The organism is Sphingomonas sp. BLCC-B65, assembly GCF_028550675.1.
GTDB lineage: Bacteria > Actinomycetota > Actinomycetes > Actinomycetales > Microbacteriaceae > Microbacterium.
Window position 1 is genome coordinate 727,661 of the sequence record NZ_JAQQGL010000001.1, and the last position, 18,706, is coordinate 746,366.

The 18,706-nt window shown below is 69.0% G+C and carries 17 protein-coding genes and 1 tRNA gene; 13 read left to right on the top strand and 5 right to left on the bottom strand.

Annotated features, from left to right (window positions below):
* The first annotated feature begins 32 nt into the window (after positions 1-32).
* The 3 genes from PP359_RS03640 to PP359_RS03650 are packed head-to-tail and all read left to right on the top strand — an operon-like array spanning position 33 to position 2,564.
* Positions 33-965, top strand: a complete 933-nt coding sequence (locus PP359_RS03640) for a hypothetical protein (RefSeq protein WP_294982040.1) — start codon at positions 33-35, stop codon at positions 963-965.
* 48 nt (positions 966-1,013) lie between these two features.
* Entirely contained in the window at positions 1,014-1,253 is a 240-nt protein-coding gene (locus tag PP359_RS03645; RefSeq protein ID WP_051039532.1) for a hypothetical protein, read from the top strand.
* Between the two features lie 21 nt (positions 1,254-1,274).
* Positions 1,275-2,564 carry a maltokinase N-terminal cap-like domain-containing protein gene (locus PP359_RS03650; RefSeq protein ID WP_294982042.1) on the top strand — a complete coding sequence of 430 codons (1,290 nt, stop codon included), beginning with the start codon at positions 1,275-1,277 and terminating at the stop codon, positions 2,562-2,564.
* A 96-nt stretch (positions 2,565-2,660) separates the two neighbouring features.
* On the opposite strand, the gene PP359_RS03655 is transcribed toward PP359_RS03650, so the two are convergent.
* Positions 2,661-4,241, bottom strand: coding sequence for a trypsin-like peptidase domain-containing protein (locus PP359_RS03655; protein WP_036318198.1), 1,581 nt, complete (start codon positions 4,239-4,241; stop codon positions 2,661-2,663).
* Positions 4,242-4,341: 100 nt separating this feature from the next.
* Here PP359_RS03655 and PP359_RS03660 point away from each other — a divergent pair, with 100 nt between their 5' ends.
* Positions 4,342-5,559 (top strand): aminotransferase class I/II-fold pyridoxal phosphate-dependent enzyme, encoded by a 1,218-nt coding sequence (locus tag PP359_RS03660; RefSeq protein WP_294982044.1) that lies wholly within the window; start codon positions 4,342-4,344, stop codon positions 5,557-5,559.
* Here PP359_RS03660 and PP359_RS03665 read toward each other — a convergent pair.
* On the bottom strand, positions 5,540-6,343 hold the full coding sequence (locus PP359_RS03665; protein WP_112931302.1) for a carbon-nitrogen hydrolase family protein: 804 nt from the start codon (positions 6,341-6,343) through the stop codon (positions 5,540-5,542). The genes PP359_RS03660 and PP359_RS03665 overlap by 20 nt on opposite strands.
* Positions 6,344-6,522: 179 nt before the next feature.
* On the opposite strand from PP359_RS03665, the gene PP359_RS03670 reads away from it, so the two are divergent.
* Positions 6,523-6,599, top strand: a tRNA-Met gene (locus PP359_RS03670).
* Positions 6,600-6,680: 81 nt separating this feature from the next.
* On the opposite strand, the gene PP359_RS03675 is transcribed toward PP359_RS03670, so the two are convergent.
* Entirely contained in the window at positions 6,681-7,148 is a 468-nt protein-coding gene (locus tag PP359_RS03675; RefSeq protein ID WP_036318202.1) for a MarR family winged helix-turn-helix transcriptional regulator, read from the bottom strand.
* A 73-nt stretch (positions 7,149-7,221) separates the two neighbouring features.
* On the opposite strand from PP359_RS03675, the gene idi reads away from it, so the two are divergent.
* Genes idi through PP359_RS03710 form a run of 7 tightly spaced genes read left to right on the top strand, consistent with a single transcriptional unit; the run spans position 7,222 to position 12,857 of the window.
* Positions 7,222-7,770, top strand: coding sequence for an isopentenyl-diphosphate Delta-isomerase (gene idi / locus PP359_RS03680; protein ID WP_112931301.1), 549 nt, complete (start codon positions 7,222-7,224; stop codon positions 7,768-7,770).
* Positions 7,767-8,843 carry a polyprenyl synthetase family protein gene (locus PP359_RS03685; RefSeq protein WP_112931300.1) on the top strand — a complete coding sequence of 359 codons (1,077 nt, stop codon included), beginning with the start codon at positions 7,767-7,769 and terminating at the stop codon, positions 8,841-8,843. The genes idi and PP359_RS03685 overlap by 4 nt, the downstream gene beginning before the upstream one ends.
* Positions 8,840-9,694: a phytoene/squalene synthase family protein gene (locus PP359_RS03690; RefSeq protein WP_039415737.1), complete on the top strand. Its 855-nt coding sequence runs from the start codon at positions 8,840-8,842 to the stop codon at positions 9,692-9,694. The genes PP359_RS03685 and PP359_RS03690 overlap by 4 nt, the downstream gene beginning before the upstream one ends.
* The gene (gene crtI, locus PP359_RS03695) at positions 9,691-11,286 is read left to right on the top strand and encodes a phytoene desaturase family protein (protein WP_112931299.1); all 1,596 of its coding nucleotides are present in this window, start codon (positions 9,691-9,693) and stop codon (positions 11,284-11,286) included. The genes PP359_RS03690 and crtI overlap by 4 nt, the downstream gene beginning before the upstream one ends.
* Before the next feature lies 1 nt (position 11,287).
* The gene (locus PP359_RS03700) at positions 11,288-11,647 is read left to right on the top strand and encodes a lycopene cyclase domain-containing protein (RefSeq protein WP_112931298.1); all 360 of its coding nucleotides are present in this window, start codon (positions 11,288-11,290) and stop codon (positions 11,645-11,647) included.
* Positions 11,644-11,988 carry a lycopene cyclase domain-containing protein gene (locus PP359_RS03705; protein WP_112931297.1) on the top strand — a complete coding sequence of 115 codons (345 nt, stop codon included), beginning with the start codon at positions 11,644-11,646 and terminating at the stop codon, positions 11,986-11,988. The genes PP359_RS03700 and PP359_RS03705 overlap by 4 nt, the downstream gene beginning before the upstream one ends.
* The gene (locus tag PP359_RS03710) at positions 11,985-12,857 is read left to right on the top strand and encodes a prenyltransferase (RefSeq protein WP_499249914.1); all 873 of its coding nucleotides are present in this window, start codon (positions 11,985-11,987) and stop codon (positions 12,855-12,857) included. The genes PP359_RS03705 and PP359_RS03710 overlap by 4 nt, the downstream gene beginning before the upstream one ends.
* A gap of 83 nt (positions 12,858-12,940) precedes the next feature.
* On the opposite strand, the gene PP359_RS03715 is transcribed toward PP359_RS03710, so the two are convergent.
* Together PP359_RS03715 and PP359_RS03720 are read right to left on the bottom strand one after the other, a co-directional pair.
* The gene (locus PP359_RS03715; protein ID WP_135949052.1) at positions 12,941-15,853 is read right to left on the bottom strand and encodes a UPF0182 family membrane protein; all 2,913 of its coding nucleotides are present in this window, start codon (positions 15,851-15,853) and stop codon (positions 12,941-12,943) included.
* A 63-nt stretch (positions 15,854-15,916) separates the two neighbouring features.
* Positions 15,917-17,035 carry a YlbL family protein gene (locus tag PP359_RS03720; RefSeq protein WP_499249915.1) on the bottom strand — a complete coding sequence of 373 codons (1,119 nt, stop codon included), beginning with the start codon at positions 17,033-17,035 and terminating at the stop codon, positions 15,917-15,919.
* Positions 17,036-17,170: 135 nt separating this feature from the next.
* On the opposite strand from PP359_RS03720, the gene PP359_RS03725 reads away from it, so the two are divergent.
* Positions 17,171-18,592, top strand: coding sequence for a zinc-dependent metalloprotease (locus PP359_RS03725; RefSeq protein WP_112931295.1), 1,422 nt, complete (start codon positions 17,171-17,173; stop codon positions 18,590-18,592).
* The last annotated feature ends 114 nt before the right edge of the window (positions 18,593-18,706 follow it).

Genomic DNA, 18,706 nt, shown 5'->3' on the forward strand with positions numbered 1-18,706 from the left:
TCTCCAGGGGCCGTCCATAGGATCGTGCCGACATGGTCCAGATCCCCCGCATCCATTCGCTCCCCGATGACGCGCCGTGGGCCGGAGGCCTGCCGCCGGAAGGGTCCTCCGAGCACCCTCGGACCATCCGTGCCCTGGACCGGGTTCTTCAGGTGCAGCGCCCCGCCGTCATCGCGCACCTGCGCAGCATCCGCCTGCGCCACCCCGAGGCAGCGACCAGCGACATCGTGCGGATGCTCGAACGCCGCTACCTGGCGGCCGTGACCACCGGCGGCGCGGCCGTGGGAGCCACCGCGGTGGTCCCCGGCATCGGCACCGGCATGACCCTGGCCCTGTCCGGTGTCGAGACGGTGGGCTTCCTCGAAGCGACCGCGCTGTTCGCGCAGTCGTTGGCGGAGCTGCATGGCATCCGTGTCGAGAACCCCGACCGGGCGCGCGCCCTTGTGCTGACGCTCATGCTCGGCAAGGAGGGTGTCGATCTCGTCGCGCAGCTCGGTCGACAGCTCGCCGGGACGGGGACGCCCCGCCCCACGTATTGGGGCGAACTGATCACGAAGTCGCTGCCTCGCGCCGCCGTGGGTCCTCTCGTGGACAGGCTGAAGTCGGCCTTCATCCGCCAGTTCGCCGCCAAGGGCGGCGCATCCGTCATCGGCAAGGCTCTCCCCTTCGGTATCGGTGCCGCCGTGGGCGGCACCGGCAATCACCTGCTCGGGCGACGCGTCGTGGTCGGATCCCGGCGCGCTTTCGGAGGAGCGCCGCTGCAGTACCCCGCCGAGCTCGAGCCACGGCCGGGCGCGACACGTCTCGAGAGCACCGCGTTCGGCTTCGTCCGGCGCACCGGCAGCACCATCGGCGACCGCGGGCGATCGGCCGTGACGGCCGTCGCCGGTCTCGTTCCGCGCCGCGGCGCGCGCAAGTCCGGTCGGCCCCTCACACCGGATGACGGGGACCGCGAACCCGGGTGATCCCGCGCGGCGAGCGCTCGTCGCAGCCGCATCGCGCACAATGGGCGCATGGGTATCTTCCAGAGTCGGCCCGAGGATCCGTCCGAGTGGGGCGGGCTGCCCGCAGACCCGCGGGAACAGCCGCAGCCGGCAGAAGTGCTGCCGCCGCCGATCGACGATCTCGGTGTGTTCGGCGCTGCTGGCGTCGCGATCTCGGTTCCGCTCGAGACCTTTCTCACGACGTCATCGTCCTCGACCGAGGCCGACCGCGACGGCAACGATCAGACCGGCGACCTCGACAGCCCGTGACCCCCTGACTAACCTCGACGCATGCAGACGACGCTGGGGCACCTGGCTGTGTGGATGCCGCAGCAGCGGTGGTACTCGCCGACCGGACGCTCACCCCGCCTGCGGATTCTCGACGAACGCGAGCTGACGACCGGCGACCCGGATGCGGCCGTTCAGGTCCTGATCGTCGCCGACGGCGACGACGAGGACGCCATCGTCTATCAGGTTCCGCTCGTGACCCGTCCCGCCGATGTCACGGAGCCGTGGACGATCGCGGTCCACGAGGGTCGTGCGTTGATCGACGGACCGCACGATCACGCCTTCGCCTCGGCGTTGCTCGCCGAACTGGGTCGCAGCGATCTGGACGGTCCGTCGCAGGTGCTGGTCGGCGAGCAGTCGAACACCTCGATCATCTACCGTCCACGCGACGCCGCGCCGACGATCTGCAAGGTGTTCCGCCGCCTGCATCCGGGCATCAACCCGGACATCGAACTCCAGTCCGCCCTCGCAGCCGCCGGCAGCCGCCACGTTCCCCCCGTCGTGGGCCATCTCGACGGCCGCTGGACGATGGCGCCGGGCGGCGGTTCAGAGCGGGGATCGCTGGCATTCGCGCAGGAGTTCCTGCCCGACGTCGATGACGCCTGGCGGGTGGCTCTTGCCGCGGCGGCCGTCAACACCGACTTCACCGCCGAAGCCGCCTCCCTCGGTCAGGTCACCGCCGCGGTCCATCGAGATCTCGCCCGCCTGTTCCCCACCCCGCGCGCGGACGGGGTCGCCCGGCGCGCCATCAGCGCGGCGTGGCGGCGACGACGTGCCATCGCGGCGGTGGAAGTGCCTGCGCTCGCCGCCCACGCGGCGGCAATCGACCGGATCTACGCCGCCGCCGAGGCCTCCTCCTGGCCCGCCCTGCAGCGAGTGCATGGCGACTACCACCTCGGCCAGGTTCTGCATTCGCCGACGCGGGGCTGGATGCTGCTCGACTTCGAGGGAGAACCGATGCGACCGATCGCCGAGCGACGCGCACCGGATCTCGCGTTGCGCGACATCGCCGGCATGCTGCGCTCGTTCGACTACGTCGCGGGATCGCTGCGACTGCAGCGCGCGCCCCAGCAGCACGACGGCGCTGTCGACGAGGCCGCCGACGCCTGGGCCCGCTCGGCACGTACCGCCTTTCTCGACGGATACTCCGACACCGGAGGCGCGACCGCCCAGCTCCTGCTCAACGCGCTCGAACTCGACAAAGCGGTCTACGAGGCCATCTACGAGGCCAGGCATCGGCCCGCCTGGCTCGCGATCCCGCTCTCGGCGATCGAGCGTCTGCTCGCAGACTGACTCCGCTCCCCTCTCGCGCGACGACGAAGGCCACCGTGAGAGGAACTCGCACGGTGGCCTTCGGTGGCGCCCGGCTGCGGCGGGCGGGGAGCGACGCTACTGCTGGAGCTGGCCGAGCGTGACCTCGGCGGAACTCGTCTTCCCTCCGCGGTCGTAGACGATCGTCGCCTTCGATCCCGCAGCGAGCGCCCGCACCTGTGCCGTCAGGTCGGTGGCATTGGTGATCGGCACTCCGTTGAACGACGTCACGACGTCGCCCTTCTTCAGACCCGCCGCAGCAGCGGCACCGCCCGAAGTCACGTCCGCGATGTAGGCTCCGGCGGTCGTGGCGCCCTCCTGGGTGGCGGCGTCACGGACACCTGCACCCAGCAGACCATGCGTGGCGGTGCCGTTCTTGATCAGATCGTCGGTGATGCGCTTGACGATGTCGGACTCGATCGAGAAGCCCACACCGATCGACCCGGACTGACCGCTGGAGCTCGAGCCGCCAGCAGAGGCGATGGCGACGTTGATGCCGATCAGCTTGCCCTCGCCGTCGACGAGCGCACCACCGGAGTTGCCGGGGTTGATGGCGGCATCCGTCTGGATCACGGCGATGGAGATGGAGCTCTGCGCGGTCGACTGCTGTTGCCCCTGGCCGAAGTCGAACTGGAACGGCGAGCCGTTGCCGTCACCCTGCTGGGGGGTCTGATCCTGTGAGTCACCCTTCGGCGCGGCCGACGAGGCGATCTGGATCGAGCGGTTGAGAGCGCTGACGATCCCCGTGGTCACCGTGTTCGACAGGCCCAACGGAGCTCCGACGGCGACCGTCGCGTCGCCGACGTTGAGCTTGGACGAGTCGCCGAACTCGATCGGAGTCAGCCCCGATGCATCAGTGAGCTTGATCACCGCGAGGTCGTAGGTCGGGTCGGTGCCGACGATGGTCGCCGCGTACACCTTGCCGTCCGATGCGGTGACCGACAGCTTCGCGTCAGCGGTCTGACCGTCGAGCGTCACGACATGTGTGTTCGTCACGACGTAGCCGTCGGAGGTGAGAACCACCCCGGACCCGGTGCCGCCCGAAGAGCCCGCGGTCGCCGAGATCGTGACCACGCTCGGGACGACCTTCGCGGCGATCGCCGTCGTCTGATTCACCGAGGCCGTGTTGTTCACCGTCACCGTGGAGGGTGCTCCGCTGACCACGGTCTGCGACTGCGGGAAGAACGACGCGCCCGCCGCGGCTCCCCCGATTCCGGCCGCGCCACCGACGAGCGCCGCCGCGACCATGATGCCGACGATCTTGCCCGCACCGAGCTTCGCCGACGGCGCGTGCTCCGTTGCGGTCGTCGCAGCCGGGTAGACGGCCGTGGCCTGAGTGCCGAACGCCGAGGTACCGAAGGCCGGGCTGCCGTACGACGGGGCCGGGTAGGACGCGTGGGGCGCCTGCGGGCTCGGCGTGTGAGCCGTCGGCGGGGTCGGGGCCGTGTACGGCGCCTGCGCGGCGTAGCCGGTGCCCGGCTCCGGCGTACCGGCGGGCGCGGAGGTCGCGGCGCCTGCCGGCGAATTCTGAGCCGCGTGCGTGGCCGACTGCTCGGGCAGCGGCGGACGCTCCGGCGCGGTCTCACGCTGCTGCGCGGCATCGATGCCCTGCGCGGCGCCATCCTGCGGTTCGCTGTTGGTGGGGGTGTTCTCGCTCATGTGTGCTTCCTTCTTCCCAAGACCTGACCAGGATGTCGCGCGATTCTGTGTGTTGCTTATGCCCGCACCTCGCCCAGCCTATGCATGTAGCCTGAGCGCGATGCGAGAGATTCCGGGCACGTGGCGCCGCACGGCACAGGGCGCGGGACTACTGTCCGCATCGGGAGTCGCCGCCCCGACGATCTTCACGGAGATGAGTGCGCTGGCCGCACAATCGGGGGCGATCAACCTCGGCCAGGGTTTCCCCGACGAGGACGGCCCCGCCGTGGTTCTGGAGGCGGCCCGCGCGGCCATCGCGAACGGACGCAATCAGTACGCGCCTGGTCGCGGCGTCCCCGCCCTGCTCCAAGCGATCGCCGCGCATCAGGCGCGCTTCTACGGGCTCACCGTTGATCCCGACCGCGAGGTCGTGACGACCGCGGGAGCGACCGAGGCGCTGGCCGCCACATTGCTGGCGCTGATCGATTCTCCTGCGGACGAGGTCGTCGTCTTCGAGCCCTACTACGACGCGTACGCGGCCATCGTGGCGCTGACCGGCGCGCGACTGGTCACCGTGCCGCTGCGATGGCCCGACTTCCAGCCCGACCTCGACCTCCTTGCGGCCGCCGTGACCGACCGCACGCGGATCATTCTGGTGAACGATCCACACAATCCGACCGGCGCCGTCTTCTCCGCGGACGTGCGCGCCGAGATCGTCCGGCTGGCAGAGCATCACGACGCTCTCATCGTCACGGACGAGGTCTACGAACACCTCGTCTTCGACGGCGCCCATGTTCCGATCGCGACAGATCCCGCAGCCGCAGAGCGCACCCTGTCGATCTCCTCAGCGGGCAAGACGTTCTCCACCACGGGATGGAAGATCGGGTGGATCACCGGTCCCGCCGACCTGATCGACGCCGTCCTGGCGGTCAAGCAGTTCCTCACCTACGTCAGTACGACGCCGTTCCAGGACGCCGTCGCCGTCGGTCTCGGACTTCCCGACGCCGTCTTCACCCAGATCGCGGCCACACTGGGGCGGAAACGCGACCGACTCGCCGAGGGACTGCGTGCCGCGGGGTTCACGGTGTCGACGCCGGCCGGCTCCTACTTCACGGTGGCGGATGCCGCGGCACTGATGGAACCCGGAACTGACGCGGCACACTTCTGCCGCGAACTGCCGGCACGCGCCGGTGTCGTGGCAATTCCGCTCACGGCATTCGTCGCTCCCGAACACCGCTCCGACTATGCCACGCTGGTGCGCTTCGCTGCCTGCAAACGGACGGACGTCATCGCCGAGGCAAGCCGCCGACTGGCGCTGATCAGCGCGGCTCGACCCTGAACCGCCGCAACTGCAGCGCCGGGTTGACGCGTCGGACACGGTCGATGGCCCCGGCATACGCAAAACCGACGGCCACGTCGGTCGCGGTTCCCACCCCGGCGATCTCCACGCCCTGAGGATCGACGACGATCGAGGCGCCGACGCCGAGCGGGGGCGGATGATCGGCGCCTGCCACGTAGAGGGTGTTCTCGATGGCACGCGCATGCAGAAGCGTTCGCCAGTGCTGTTCCTTGAGCGGCCCTCTGACCCACTCCGCCGCTACCAGGATCACGTGAGCGCCCGCGTCGGCGAGCACGCGCCCCACCTCCGGAAAGCGAAGGTCGTAGCAGGTCATCAGCGCCATGGTCAGCCCTCCCACCTCGAAGGTTTCCGGAGCGTTGACAGGCGCCGGCTCGACCCAGTCGGACTCTCGCTGCCCGAACGCGTCGTAGAGATGAAGCTTGCGTGACACCGCCTGAAGTCCGGTCGCGTCCACGGCGACAACGGTGTTGCGCACGCGCGGGGTCGCACCGTGTTCGACCATCCCCGCGACAACCACGACACCGCGACGCGAAGCGATCGCCGTCAGTCCCGCGACGAATGCCCCGTCCAGGTGCTCCGCGTTGGCGGCGAGCGTCGCATCGAACGGGTCGACGAAGTAGCTCGAGTATTCGGGGAAGAGCACGACCTCGGCCCCGCGATCCGCGGCCACACCGGCCAGCTCGTCGATGACGCGCAGATTGTCGGCCTTGTCCGCCGTGGGCGCGAACTGTGCGACGGCGATGCCGACGGCATCCGTTCTCATCGGTTGTGTCCTCTCGGGAGTGATCACTGGGGCGCCCCGATATCGATCCCGTCGCGATGGGCGTGTGCGTGACGCGGTCGTCCCATCCTCCCGAACCACCGTGCCCGGAGCAACGACCGCCGGCTCGTCGGGCGGGTGTGCACCGGTGGGCAAAACCCGTGTTAGGCTATTCCTTGTGCCGCGGGGTGGAGCAGCTCGGTAGCTCGCTGGGCTCATAACCCAGAGGTCGCAGGTTCAAATCCTGTCCCCGCAACCAATCGGTCGGATGTGTCATCCGGTCAACGAAGAAGGCGTCCCGATCGGGACGCCTTCTTCGTTTCTACGTCTGCGGCGGAATTCAGTCGACCATCGCCTCGTCCATGTCATCGAGGAAACGGGCGATCGCACGCAGCTCGTCATCGCTGTAGGCATCCATGACATCGCGCATCTTCGCCATGCGCGCGCCGAGATGGCGATAGAACTCGCTCCGGGCGCGGTCGGTGAGCACGACGATGCGGGCGCGCCGATCGGCCGGGTGAGGACGGCGTTCGATGTGTCCCCGCTCGGCGAGGCGATCGAGAAGCTTCGTCGTCGAGGCGGTGGAGATGGCGAGGTGTCGTGCGATCTCGTGCGGAGACACCCACTCACCTCGCTGCTCGCGGACGATCAGCATGCGCAGGGCCGCCAAATCCGAGCCGTTCATATCCATGTCGCTGCGGAGCACGCCGTGCATGCGGTCCATAGAATCGCTGAAGGAGCGCACGGCGACGAGCGCCTCGCGCACGAGCTGGTCGCGCTCCGTCGTTGGGATCCACCGGTCTGTCACGCTGGACACCCCCCTCACTCGAAAGGTAGTATCCCTTAAAATCGCTAGCTAAACTAGCAATAAGGAGAAGATCGTGTCCCCGACAGAATACGTGGTCCTGCTCGATGACGACGGGGACGAGATCGGGACGGCGCCGAAGGCGAGCGTCCACGGCACCGATACCGCCCTTCATCTGGCATTTTCCTGCCACGTGTACAACTCGCGCGGCGAAACCCTCGTCACCCGGCGAGCGCTCGACAAGAAGACCTGGCCGGGAGTGTGGAGCAACTCGTTCTGCGGCCACCCCCGGCCCGCGGAGGCGGTGATCGACGCCGTCCATCGCCGGGCGGAACAAGAACTCGGTCTCACACTGCGCGACGTGCAGCTCGCGCTGCCGCTCTTCCGCTATCGCGCCGTCGACGCGAGCGGCATCGTCGAGCACGAGATCTGCCCGGTCTACACCGCCATCGTCGACGACGAGCCGCGGCTGAATCCCCTCGAGGTCGCCGAGGCCCGCTGGGTCGATCCGGCCGATCTGGCCGTCTCGTTGAGAGCGACCCCCTGGGCCTTCAGCCCATGGCTGGTGCTTCAGGCCGAACAGCTCGGCGTCTTCGAGGAAGCGACCGTTCGGAGAGCCTCGTGATCACGCTGCTCGACGACGACGCGCGGCAAAGGATCGACGCGGCGATCGATGGCGCCCTCGAGCGGCTCGAACGGCGGGCCGCGCCCCTCGGCGATGGCGCCCGTGCGCTTGCAGCCGCGACGACCGCGGCAGCCGCCGACGGGAAACGCCTGAGGCCGGCACTGGTCGTCGCGGCCTATCGCGCATTCGGCGGATCGACCGACGCGCTCCACACGGCGGGTGCGGCCGTCTGGGACGTCGCCGCCGCCCTCGAACTGCTGCACACCGCCTTCGTCGTGCACGACGACCTCATCGATCGCGATCTGGAGCGACGCGGCATTCCCAACGTCGCGGGTCGATTCCGCACGCGCGCCCACTCCTTCGGAGCGTCGGCGGACCAGGCGGCAACGGTCGGCGACGCCGCGGCCGTGCTCGCCGGCGATCTCCTCCTGTTCGAGGCCACGCGGCTGGTCGCCTCCGTCGCCATCGACGCACCGGCACGCGCCGCGCTTCTGCAGATCATGGACGACGCGATCCTCGTCTCGGCATCCGGCGAACTCGCCGATGTCGAGCACGCCGCGCGTGCGGACTATCCCGAGACCGATGCGCTGCTGGGCGCCGCCCACGACAAGACGGCCGCCTATTCCTTCGAAGCGCCGCTGCTGGCCGGAGCGGTCCTGGCCGGGGCATCGGATGCCGCCCGGGCGCAGCTCTCCCTCGCCGCCGCCGACCTCGGGCTCACCTTCCAGCTGGTCGACGACCTCATCGGAACGTTCGGCTCACGTCGTCAAGCCGGCCGCGACCCCGGCGCCGATCTTCGCGAGGCCAAGCGCACTCCCCTGATCGCGCTCGCGCGCGACACCGCCGCCTGGCCGCGGGTGAGCTCGGCCCTCGCCGTCGCGCACACGGGCCCGATCGCCGTGCGCCGCGCGCAGCGGGAACTCGAAGCCAGCGGCGCCCGCGACGACCTGGTCGCTCTCATTCACGATCGCCTCCGCCGCGCACGTTCCCGCGCCGCATCGCCGTCCCTGCCCCCTGCCGTCGTCGCACTGCTGGCCGAGGTCGCGAACACGATCGAGGAGCGCATCCCGTGAGCGGCGGATCGTCGTACGACCGCTGCGCACAAGACGCGGCAGCGACCGTGATCACGGCCTATTCGACGTCCTTCGCCCTGGCGTGCCGCCTTCTCGGTCCGCGCGTGCGCACGCATGTGCGCAGCGTCTACGCGCTCGTCCGAGTGGCGGACGAGGTCGTCGACGGCGCCGCCGAGGCGACGGGTCTGCCCTCATCCACCCAGCGTCTGCTGCTGGACGAGCTGGAGGCCGAGACGCTCGCTGCGGTGGCTCGGGGCTTCAGCACCAACCTCATCGTCCACGCGTTCGCGTTGGCGGCACGCGAGTGCGGGATCGGTCATGATCTCATCCGGCCGTTCTTCGCCTCCATGCGAACCGACCTCACACGCACGCAGCACGACGACGCATCGCACGACGCCTACGTCTACGGGTCGGCGGAGGTCGTCGGTCTGATGTGCCTGCAGATCTTCGTCAACGCCGGTCGCAGCACGCCGCTGATCGCCGATCCGGCTCTCGTCGACGGCGCCCGCCGCCTCGGTGCCGCTTTCCAGGACGTGAACTTCCTCCGCGACCGCGCGGACGACGAGAACCGCCTCGGTCGCGACTACCTCGGCCTCCAGGACGGACACCGAGACCGCATCGCCGTCCTCGACCGCATCGACGCCGACTTGGATGCCGCCGCGCGGGCGATCGCCGACCTGCCCGCCGACTGCCGGCGCGCTGTGACCACCGCACACGGCCTGTTCGCGGAGCTCTCCCGCCGCCTGCGCGATGACGACGAGACCGCGCGGGTCTCCGTGCCCACCCCCGTCAAAGCAACCATCGCGGCCCGTGCCCTCGCCGGCCGCCCCCCGAAACGGAGCACCGCATGAGCCGCACGGCCCTCGTCATCGGCGGAGGCATCTCAGGGCTCGCCACCGCCGCCCTGCTCGCGCGCGACGGCTGGAGAGTCGACCTCCACGAGGCCTCCCCCGAGCTGGGCGGTCGAGCGGGCTCGTGGGAGCGCGACGGCTTCCGCTTCGATACGGGACCGAGCTGGTATCTCATGCCCGAGGTCTTCGATCACTTCTTCCGCCTGTGCGGCACCACAGCGGCCGAGCAGCTCGATCTCGTGCCGTTGACCCCCGCCTATCGCGTCTATCCCGAGCCAAACGGCGCCGCACCCAGCGATCCGATCGACGTGGTGTCCGGTCGCGCGCAGGCGCGGGAGCTCTTCGAGAGCCGCGAGCCGGGCGCCGGAGCACGTCTCGACGAGTACCTCGATTCGGCCCACGATGCGTACGACCTCGCCGTGTCGCGGTTCCTCTACGACACCTACGCCTCCACGAAGGGTCTGCGGGCCCCGGCCGTGGCCGGTCAGCTGCCTCGCCTCGCTCCCCTGCTCACGCGATCGCTCAACGACCACGTCGCGCGGCGCTTCGCCGATCCCGTCCTGCGCCAGATCCTGGGCTACCCCGCGGTCTTCCTCGGATCATCCCCCTACGATGCGCCGAGCCTGTACCACCTCATGAGCCACCTCGACCTGGACGAGGGCGTCCTCTACCCACAGGGCGGCTTCACCGAGGTGATCGCGGCCGTCTCCCGCGTGGCCGAGGCCCAGGGCGCCACCGTGCACACGGCGTCGCCCGTGGCGGAGATCCTCACCCACGATGCGCGCGCGATCGGCATCCGGTTGGCCGACGGCACGGTGCACGAAGCCGACATCGTCGTGTCGTCCGCAGACCTGCACGCGACGGAGACGACGATGCTGCCGGAGTCGCTGCAGACCTACCCGGAACGGTGGTGGCGACGGCGCAACCCCGGACCCGGCGCCCTTCTGCTGCTGCTCGGCGTCGAGGGCGAGCTTCCGCAGCTGGCCCACCACACCCTGCTGTTCGCCCGGGACTGGCAGAAGAACTTCGGCGATGTGTTCGGCCGCGACACGCGGATTCCCGATCCTGCCTCCCTGTACGTGTGCCGCCCCTCGGCGACGGACCCATCGGTCGCCCCGGCGGGCAGCGAGAACCTCTTCGTGCTCGTTCCGATGCCCGCCGATCCGTCACTCGGGCACGGCGGCGTCGACGGGGCAGGCGCGCCGTTGATCGAGGCAGCCGCAGATCGCGTCATCGCGCAGATCGCGGCATGGACCGGCATCCCGGACCTCGCCGCACGCATCCGGGTGCGGCGCACCATCGCACCGGCCGACTTCGAAGCCGATCTGGGAGCGTGGCGGGGCGGCGCCCTCGGACTCGCGCACACGCTCGGCCAGAGTGCCGTCTTCCGACCTCGGAACGCGTCACGAAAGGTCGACGGGCTCTTCTATGCCGGCACCTCCGTGCTGCCCGGCATCGGCCTTCCGATGTGCCTGATCTCGGCCGAGCTGGTCGTCAAGAGACTTCGTGGAGACGACGGAGCGGCCCGCCTCCCGGAGCCGAGCGGCGTGGGAGCAGGACGGAGCATCCGCCGCGGCGCCGGCGACGACTGACATGCCCGGCGCCTATCTGCTCGTCCTCCTGGTGTCGCTGGGCGGGATCATCGCGCTGGATGCACGCTTTCGCCTCGTCCTGTGGCCGGCATCCCGAACGGCCGAGCGCCGCCGCGGGCGCGCGATCGCCACGGTCCTCGTCGCGACGGCGTTCTTCCTGCTCTGGGATGCCGTCGGCATCGCCACCGGCGTGTTCGTCAAGGGTGACAGCCCCTATCTCCTGGGGATCGATCTGGCGCCGCACCTTCCGGTCGAAGAGCCCGTCTTCCTCGCCTTCCTGTGCTATCTGGCGCTCGTGGTGCATGCTGCGGCGATCCGCGCGCTGACGGCACGGGCCCGGCGAGTGCGGAGGATGCCGTGACGTATCCTCTGATCGTCGCGCCGTTCGCCCTCGTCGGGGCGATCGCCTTCGCCGCGACGGCTCGCCGTCCAGGGCTCGGCATGCGACTGACGGCGAGCGTGATCACCGCTGTCGTTCTGGTCGTGCTCACCGTGATCTTCGACAACGCGATGATCGCCGCCGGCCTGTTCACCTATCCCGACGCGCTCATCAGCGGCATCCGTGTGGGCCTGGCTCCCATCGAGGATCTGTCCTATCCGATCGTGGCCGCCTTCGCCGTCCCCGCGGTCGCCGAGCTCCTCCGCCCGCCTCGACGCGACCCCTCCTCCCCCACCGACACCGAGACGGATTCCGCACGATGACCGCGACCGCCACCGCCCGCCAGCTCCTCCTCTCGTCTCGACCCGTCAGCTGGATCAACACGGCCTACCCCTTCGCGGCGGCCACCGTCCTCACGACCGGAAGGATCGATGCGACCCTCATCGTCGGCACCGTCTTCTTCCTGATCCCCTACAACCTGGCGATGTACGGGATCAACGATGTCTTCGACTACGAGTCCGATCTGCGCAACCCCCGCAAGGGTGGCGCCCACGGCGCCGTGCTCGAGCGTCGCCTGCACGCCATCACGCTCTGGGCGGCCGCTCTGTCGTGCCTGCCGTTCGTCGTCTACCTCGTGCTGGTCGGCACACCCATCTCCTGGCTGGTGCTCGCGATCAGCCTCTTCTTCGTCGTCTTCTACTCCGCGCCGCCGCTTCGTCTGAAAGAACGTCCCGTCGCGGACTCGGTGACCAGCAGCATCCACTTCTTCTCCCCCGCCGTGTACGGGTTGGCGCTGGCCGGCGCGACGTGGACGTGGCAGCTGAGCGCCGTGATCGTCGCCTTCGCCCTCTGGGGCATCGCCTCGCACGCTTTCGGGGCCGTGCAGGACGTCGTGGCGGATCGAGAGGCCGACATCTCGTCCATCGCGACGGTCTTCGGTGCCCGCACCACCGTCCGCCTCGCCATCGCCGGGTATGCGACGGCCGGCGTCGCGATGTTCGGCACCGCGTGGCCGGGACCGCTCGCGGCTCTCCTCGCGCTGCCCTACATCGTCACCGTCTGGCCGTACCGCAACGTCGCGGACCAGGATGCCGAGCGTGCCACCCGCGGGTGGGATCGCTTCCTGTGGCTCAACCAGTTCACCGGATTCGCGGTCACGCTGCTTCTCATCTGGTACGCGCTCAGCCGCTGACCCCTCCGCGCGCATCCTCGCGCCCATGCACACGGCCCGGAGGCGTCACCGCCTCCGGGCCGTGGATCATGCGCGTCCGGGTCTCAGCCCTGACCCTCCAGCTGGATGAGCTTCTGCAGCGCCGCCGTCAGCCGCGCGTCGGCTTCGCCGTACTTGGCCCAATCGCCCTGCGTCAGGGCGCTCTGCCGGTCCATCATCGCCTGCTGGGCGTCCTTGAGCGCCGCCTGGAACTCGACGCTCGTCCCGGTGCCGCCGCCGGTCGCACCCGAGCCGGAGCTCGAGCCGTCGGTCGGAGCCGGGCTCGGTGTCGCGGACGGGGTGACGTCGCCGTCGCCGGCACTCGCGCCCGAGTCGCCGCCGAACAGCTTGTCGAGCGCATCCTGAAGCGTGCTCTCGAAGGCCACCTGGTTGCCGAAGGCGACCAGCACCTTCTGCAGGGTCGGGAGCTTCGTCGACCCGGAGGACTGCACGAACACCGGCTGGACGTACAGCAGTCCTCCACCGACCGGCAGCGTGAGGAGGTTGCCGTTGATGACCTCCGACTGCCCCTGTTTCAGGATGTTGATGAACGCCGACACGCTGGGATCGGCATCGAACGTGTTCTGCACCTGTCCGGGTCCAGGGACGGGTGTCTCGGCGTTGATCTCCAGCATGCGCAGCTTGCCGTAGTTCGGGTCCTTGACACCCGCCGTGGCTCCGGCATCCGAGTCCACCGACAGGTATCCCATCAACACGTTGCGCGTGTCGTCACCGCCCGGGATGAACGTCGTGAACATGGAGTAGCTCGCGGCATCCTGCCCCGGCATCTTCATCGTCAGGTAGTACGGCGGCTGGAGCACCGGGTTCTTCTGCGTGGGATCGTTCGGGGTCTTCCAGGCGTTGTCGCGCTGGTAGAACGAGCCCGCGTCGTCGACGTGGTAGGTGCCCAGCATCGCGCGCTGCACCTTGAACAGGTCCGTCGGGTAGCGCACGTGGCTCATGAGGTCGGCGCTCATGTCCGACAGCGGCTTGACCGTCGAGGGGTAGATCTTCTGCCACGCCTTCAGCAGCGGATCGGTGTCGTCCCACGCGTACAGGGTCACCTTGCCGTCATACGCATCGACGGTGGCCTTGACGGAGTTGCGAATGTAGTTGACGTCGTCGAGGGCCACCCGCGGGGTGGTGTTCGTCGTATCGCTGATCGCATCGCGAAGGCTCACGATCGACGAGTACGGGTAGTTGGCACTCAGCGTGTAACCGTCGACGATCCAGACGATGCGTCCGTCGACGACCGACGGGTACGGGTCGTTGTCGAGCTCCAGGTACGGTGCGACCTTGTTCACGCGGTCGATCGGATCGCGATCGTAGAGGATCTGCGAGTCCGCGTTGATGCCGTCGGAGAGCAGGATGTCGGTCGACTGGAACTTCAACGAGTAGATCAGGCGGTTGAACGGGTTGCCCACGTTCGGCCCGCCGTTGCCCTGGAACGTCGTCTTCGTCTGGGCGGCGTCACCGGTGCCCCGCGGATAGTCCAGCTCGATGTCGGGCGTGCCCTCCGGCGCACCCACGATCGAGTAGGGCGGGGAGTTCTCGCCGAAGTAGATGCGCGGCTCGTACTTCTCGCTCGTGGTCAGCGCGCCGGTGGTCGGGATGCCGCGCTCGATGAAGACGGGGTTGCCATCGGCGGTGCGCTCATTGCCCTTCGCCGCGACCATGCCGTAACCGTGGGTGTAGACGAGCGTCGAGTTGTACCAGGAGGCGGCCTGTCCGAGCTGGGCCATGTTCAACTCGCGCACCGAGACGACGGTGTCCTGCGACTTGCCGTCGATCTGATAGCGATCGACATCGAGCGGGTTGGTGAACTGGTAGTACGCGCGGTACTGCTCGATCTGGCGCACCGTGGGCGAGATGATGGCGGGGTCCATGATGCGGATCGACGCCGTCGTCTGGGCGTCGGAGCGCAGCTGGCCGGGGGCGACGTTCGTGACCGCCTGGAAGTCGCTCTTGGTCAGGCCGTCGATGCCGTACGCCTTCTTCGTGGCGTCGATGTTGCGCTGGTAGTACGGGCTCTCCAGGGTCTCCTGGTTGGGACGCACCTGCAGGTTGGTCACGACCCACGGATACGCAACGCCGACGACCAGCGCCGAAACGACGAGAAGGCCCACACCGATCAGCGGGAACCGCCACCGGCCGATGATCGCCGTCACGAAGAAGAGAACGGCGACGATCGCGGCCGCGATGGCGATGATCGTGAGGCCGGGGATGACCGCGTGGTCGTCGACGTAGCTGGCGCCGGTGATGCGATCGCTCTGCTGCGTCAGCGTCTTGTAGCGGTCGAGCCAGATGCTCACGCCCTGCACGAGCAGGTAGAGGCCGGCGAGGACGGCGAGCTGGATGCGCGCGGCCTTCGAGATGCGCAGCTCGCGCTGCCCGATGCGCACCGACCCGTACAGATACGCCACGAGCGCCGACAGCAGCAGCGAGACGAGCAGCACAGCCGAGGCGAACCCGAGGACCGAACTGAAGAACGGCAGCGAGAACATGTAGAAGCCGGTGTCCATCTGGAACTGCGGGTCCAGGTCGCCGGTATCGACGCGATTGAACCACAGCCAGACCGTCTCCCACTGCGCCGAGGCGGCGAAGCCCGCGAAGAACCCGAAGAACACCGGGATCCCCCACATCGCCAACCGACGAAGCGGCTCCACGACCTCCTGGTAGTGATCGAGTTGAGACGTCAGCCGGGCATAGACCGGACGCAGTCGGTAGGCGAGCTGGATCGCGATGAACACGGGCACGGCCATCGCCAGGAAGCCGACGACGAACATGATCACGCGCGCCGTCCACTGCGTCCACAGCACGCTCGAGAACCCGAGTTGGTCGTACCAGAGCCAGTCGGCGTAGAGGCTCGCGAAGATGAAGAAGCCGACGACGACGACCGCGATGACCGCGAGCGTGATGGCGATCGCGCGACGGACGGGGTTCGGCGTGGCCTGGTTCGGCGCTGAGGTCGTGGTCACACCACCATCCTAGGTGGGGTGATTCTGGAGGGATGCCGAGCAACCTTCCAGGATGCCGTGAGGTCAGCGGCAGGTCGGAAGCGCGTCGAGGTCACCCTTGTCGCGGATCGTCGACAGCACCTGCAACGAGTCCTTCAGGGTCGCGACGGAGAACACCCGGAGACCGGATGGGACGTGTCCGACCACCTCGTCGCAGTTGTCCTTGGGGGCGAGGAAGTAGGTCGCTCCGGCACCCACCGCCCCGTACATCTTCTGGCGGATCCCACCGATGGGCCCGACGGTGCCGGCGGCATCGATCGTGCCGGTTCCGGCGACCTGCTCGCCGCCGTTGAGGTTCCCGTCGCTGAGCGTGTCGATGATGCCCAGGGCGAACATCATGCCGGCGCTGGGCCCGCCGACGTTGTTCAGCTGCAGGGTGACGTCGACCGGGAAGTCGTAGTCGTGCATGGTCGAGATTCCCACGAGCCACGTGCTCTTGCCGTCCACGGTGGCCTGCTTCGGGGTCACCTCGACGTTCTCGCTGGCCCCGGAGCGGTCGATCGTGAGCAGAACGGGAGCGCCCGCGCCGGCGTTGATGATGGTGCGCAGCTGATCGGTCTCGGTGATCGCCTGACCGTTCGCGCTGCGGATGATGTCGCCCTTCTGGAGGATGCCCTGCGCCGCCGAGTCGTCGGTGAGCGCGTAGACCTCGACCATCGGCTTGACGTCGTAGCCGAGCTGCGTGAGAGCGGCAGCCGTCGCCTCCTTCTGCGAGTCGACCATCATCACCGCGCTCTCCTGGTTGCGTTGCTCGGTCGTCTGACCCTGCGGGAACACGTCGTCCAACGGGAGCACCGCCTTCGCCGGGTCGAACCAGGCGAGAGCGAGCTCGAACCACGACGGCGTCCGTTCGCGATTGCCGACGACCTGCACCGTCAGCAGGTCCAGTGCACCGGAGGTCGGGTAGGTCGGGGCGCCCTTCACGGTGATCAGCGGCACGTCGGCGCCCGACGAGTCGGGGGCCGACCCCAGCGTGTTGAAGACCGGCCCCGGACGCTGAATGACGTAGTTGGTGGGCAGCAGCGTGAGGGCGAGCAGCGCCACCAAGGCGACCGCAAGAGCCCACACGCCCACGCGCAGGGGGCGAGACACCGGACGGCGGCGAGCGGGCACGACCGTCGTGCCCTCGTCGAACAGTGCCACAGCAGATCCTCCCGGCCGATCGTTCGCGATCGGCGTACACGGGACATCCTCCGTGGCGGGCCGAGGCGGCCGTGCGGGGAAGTCCAGCCATTAGCGTAGAACGCGACGATATCCGCCTGCTGAAAGGCGCCTGATATGGCTGACGAGACTCCCGACCGCCCCGAGGACGAATTCCAAGAACTGCTGCGGAACCTGCTCGGCGGTGGTGGTGCAGGCCTCGACCCCGAACAGCTCGAGAGCCTCTCCCGCATGGGCGTGGATCCCGCCATGCTGCAGCAGATGATGGCGCAGATGCAGCACGCTTTCGCCACCGGCAGCGACGACGGCATCGACTGGAGCGCCGCGAAGACACAAGCGCTGCACCTGGCGAACAAGGACGGGCTCGGCATCACGTCGGGCGATCGTCAGGACTTCGACCAGGCTTTCAGCCTCGCGACCCTCTGGCTGAGCGAAGCCACGACGATCTCCGACCTCGCGGCCCCGGCGCAGGCCATGACCCGCGGACAGTGGGTCGAGGCGACACTTCCGGTCTGGCAGGAGCTGGCCGAGCCCGTCGCCGATTCGATCGCGGGGGCACTCACCGCCGCGATCGACGAGCAGACCCCGGAAGAGATGCGACAGCTGGTCGCCGGAGCGGGCACGTTCATGCGGCGCGTGGGCGGCTCTCTGTTCGCCGCTCAGCTCGGCGGCGTCATCGGACGTCTGTCGCAGGAGGTGGTTTCCGGCGGTGACGTCGGCATTCCCGTCATGCCCGACGGCATCGCGGCGATCCTGCCGCAGAACTTCGCCGACTTCGCCCGCGATCTCGATGTGACCGATGACCAGCTCGCCCTGTATCTGGGCACCCGCGAACTGGCGCACGCTCGCCTGTTCCGCCACGCCCGGTGGCTGCGGCTGCACGTGATCACCCAGGTGACCGAGTTCGCCCGCGGCATCCACGTCGACACCACGGCCCTCGAAGACCTCGCATCACGCTTCGACCCGTCCTCGCCGGAGGAACTGCGCTCGGCTCTCGAGTCCGGAGCGCTGCTTCCCCAACGCACGCCCGCGCAGGAGGCCGCGCTGGGCCGGCTCGAGAACCTCCTGGCGACCATCGAAGGCTGGGTGGAGGTCGTGACCGCCGATGCGACCTCGCGTCTTCCCGCCTCGGCGAAGATCGCCGAGGCGGTGCGTCGCCGCCGAGCGGTGGGCGGTCCCGCCGAACAGGCGATGGCCTCCCTCGTCGGCTTGGAACTGCGCCCCCGACGACTGCGCGAAGCGGCGGCGATGTGGCGGGCCGTCACGGATGCCGTGGGCATCGAGGCGCGCGATCGCCTCTGGGACTACCCCGACCTCATGCCGGGAGCGAGTGACATCGACGACCCGCAGGCGCTCGTCGCACGTCTGGTCGCCCACGAACGCGGCGAGGACCCCGAACGGGATGCTCTCGACGAGGCGCTGGACGCGCTGCTGGCCGAAGCGGCCGAGGAGGCGGCTGGAGAGGCGGAGCAGGGCGGAGGCGCACCCGAGGCGCGCACCACCGATGACGACGGTCCGGAGGATCCCCGGCCGGTGTGAGCCGGCGCCTCCTCCCCCGCCGGAATCTCTCCGGGGTCCCGTGCCGCGTCTGTGGACAGTCGCGGCAGGCGGGCGCGTCGGGCCTCAGAATCGGGGCATGCTCCGCTTGGCCGC

Bases quoted from the DNA above. Each gene is read 5' to 3' on its own strand.
- PP359_RS03700 (WP_112931298.1), top strand. From the start codon at position 11,288: ATGCCCGGCGCCTATCTGCTCGTCCTCCTGGTGTCGCTGGGCGGGATC.
- PP359_RS03710 (WP_499249914.1), top strand. From the start codon at position 11,985: ATGACCGCGACCGCCACCGCCCGCCAGCTCCTCCTCTCGTCTCGACCC.
- PP359_RS03640 (WP_294982040.1), top strand. From the start codon at position 33: ATGGTCCAGATCCCCCGCATCCATTCGCTCCCCGATGACGCGCCGTGG.
- PP359_RS03725 (WP_112931295.1), top strand. From the start codon at position 17,171: ATGGCTGACGAGACTCCCGACCGCCCCGAGGACGAATTCCAAGAACTG.
- PP359_RS03650 (WP_294982042.1), top strand. From the start codon at position 1,275: ATGCAGACGACGCTGGGGCACCTGGCTGTGTGGATGCCGCAGCAGCGG.
- PP359_RS03645 (WP_051039532.1), top strand. From the start codon at position 1,014: ATGGGTATCTTCCAGAGTCGGCCCGAGGATCCGTCCGAGTGGGGCGGG.
- PP359_RS03665 (WP_112931302.1), bottom strand. From the start codon at position 6,343: ATGAGAACGGATGCCGTCGGCATCGCCGTCGCACAGTTCGCGCCCACG.
- PP359_RS03660 (WP_294982044.1), top strand. From the start codon at position 4,342: ATGCGAGAGATTCCGGGCACGTGGCGCCGCACGGCACAGGGCGCGGGA.
- PP359_RS03655 (WP_036318198.1), bottom strand. From the start codon at position 4,241: ATGAGCGAGAACACCCCCACCAACAGCGAACCGCAGGATGGCGCCGCG.
- crtI (WP_112931299.1), top strand. From the start codon at position 9,691: ATGAGCCGCACGGCCCTCGTCATCGGCGGAGGCATCTCAGGGCTCGCC.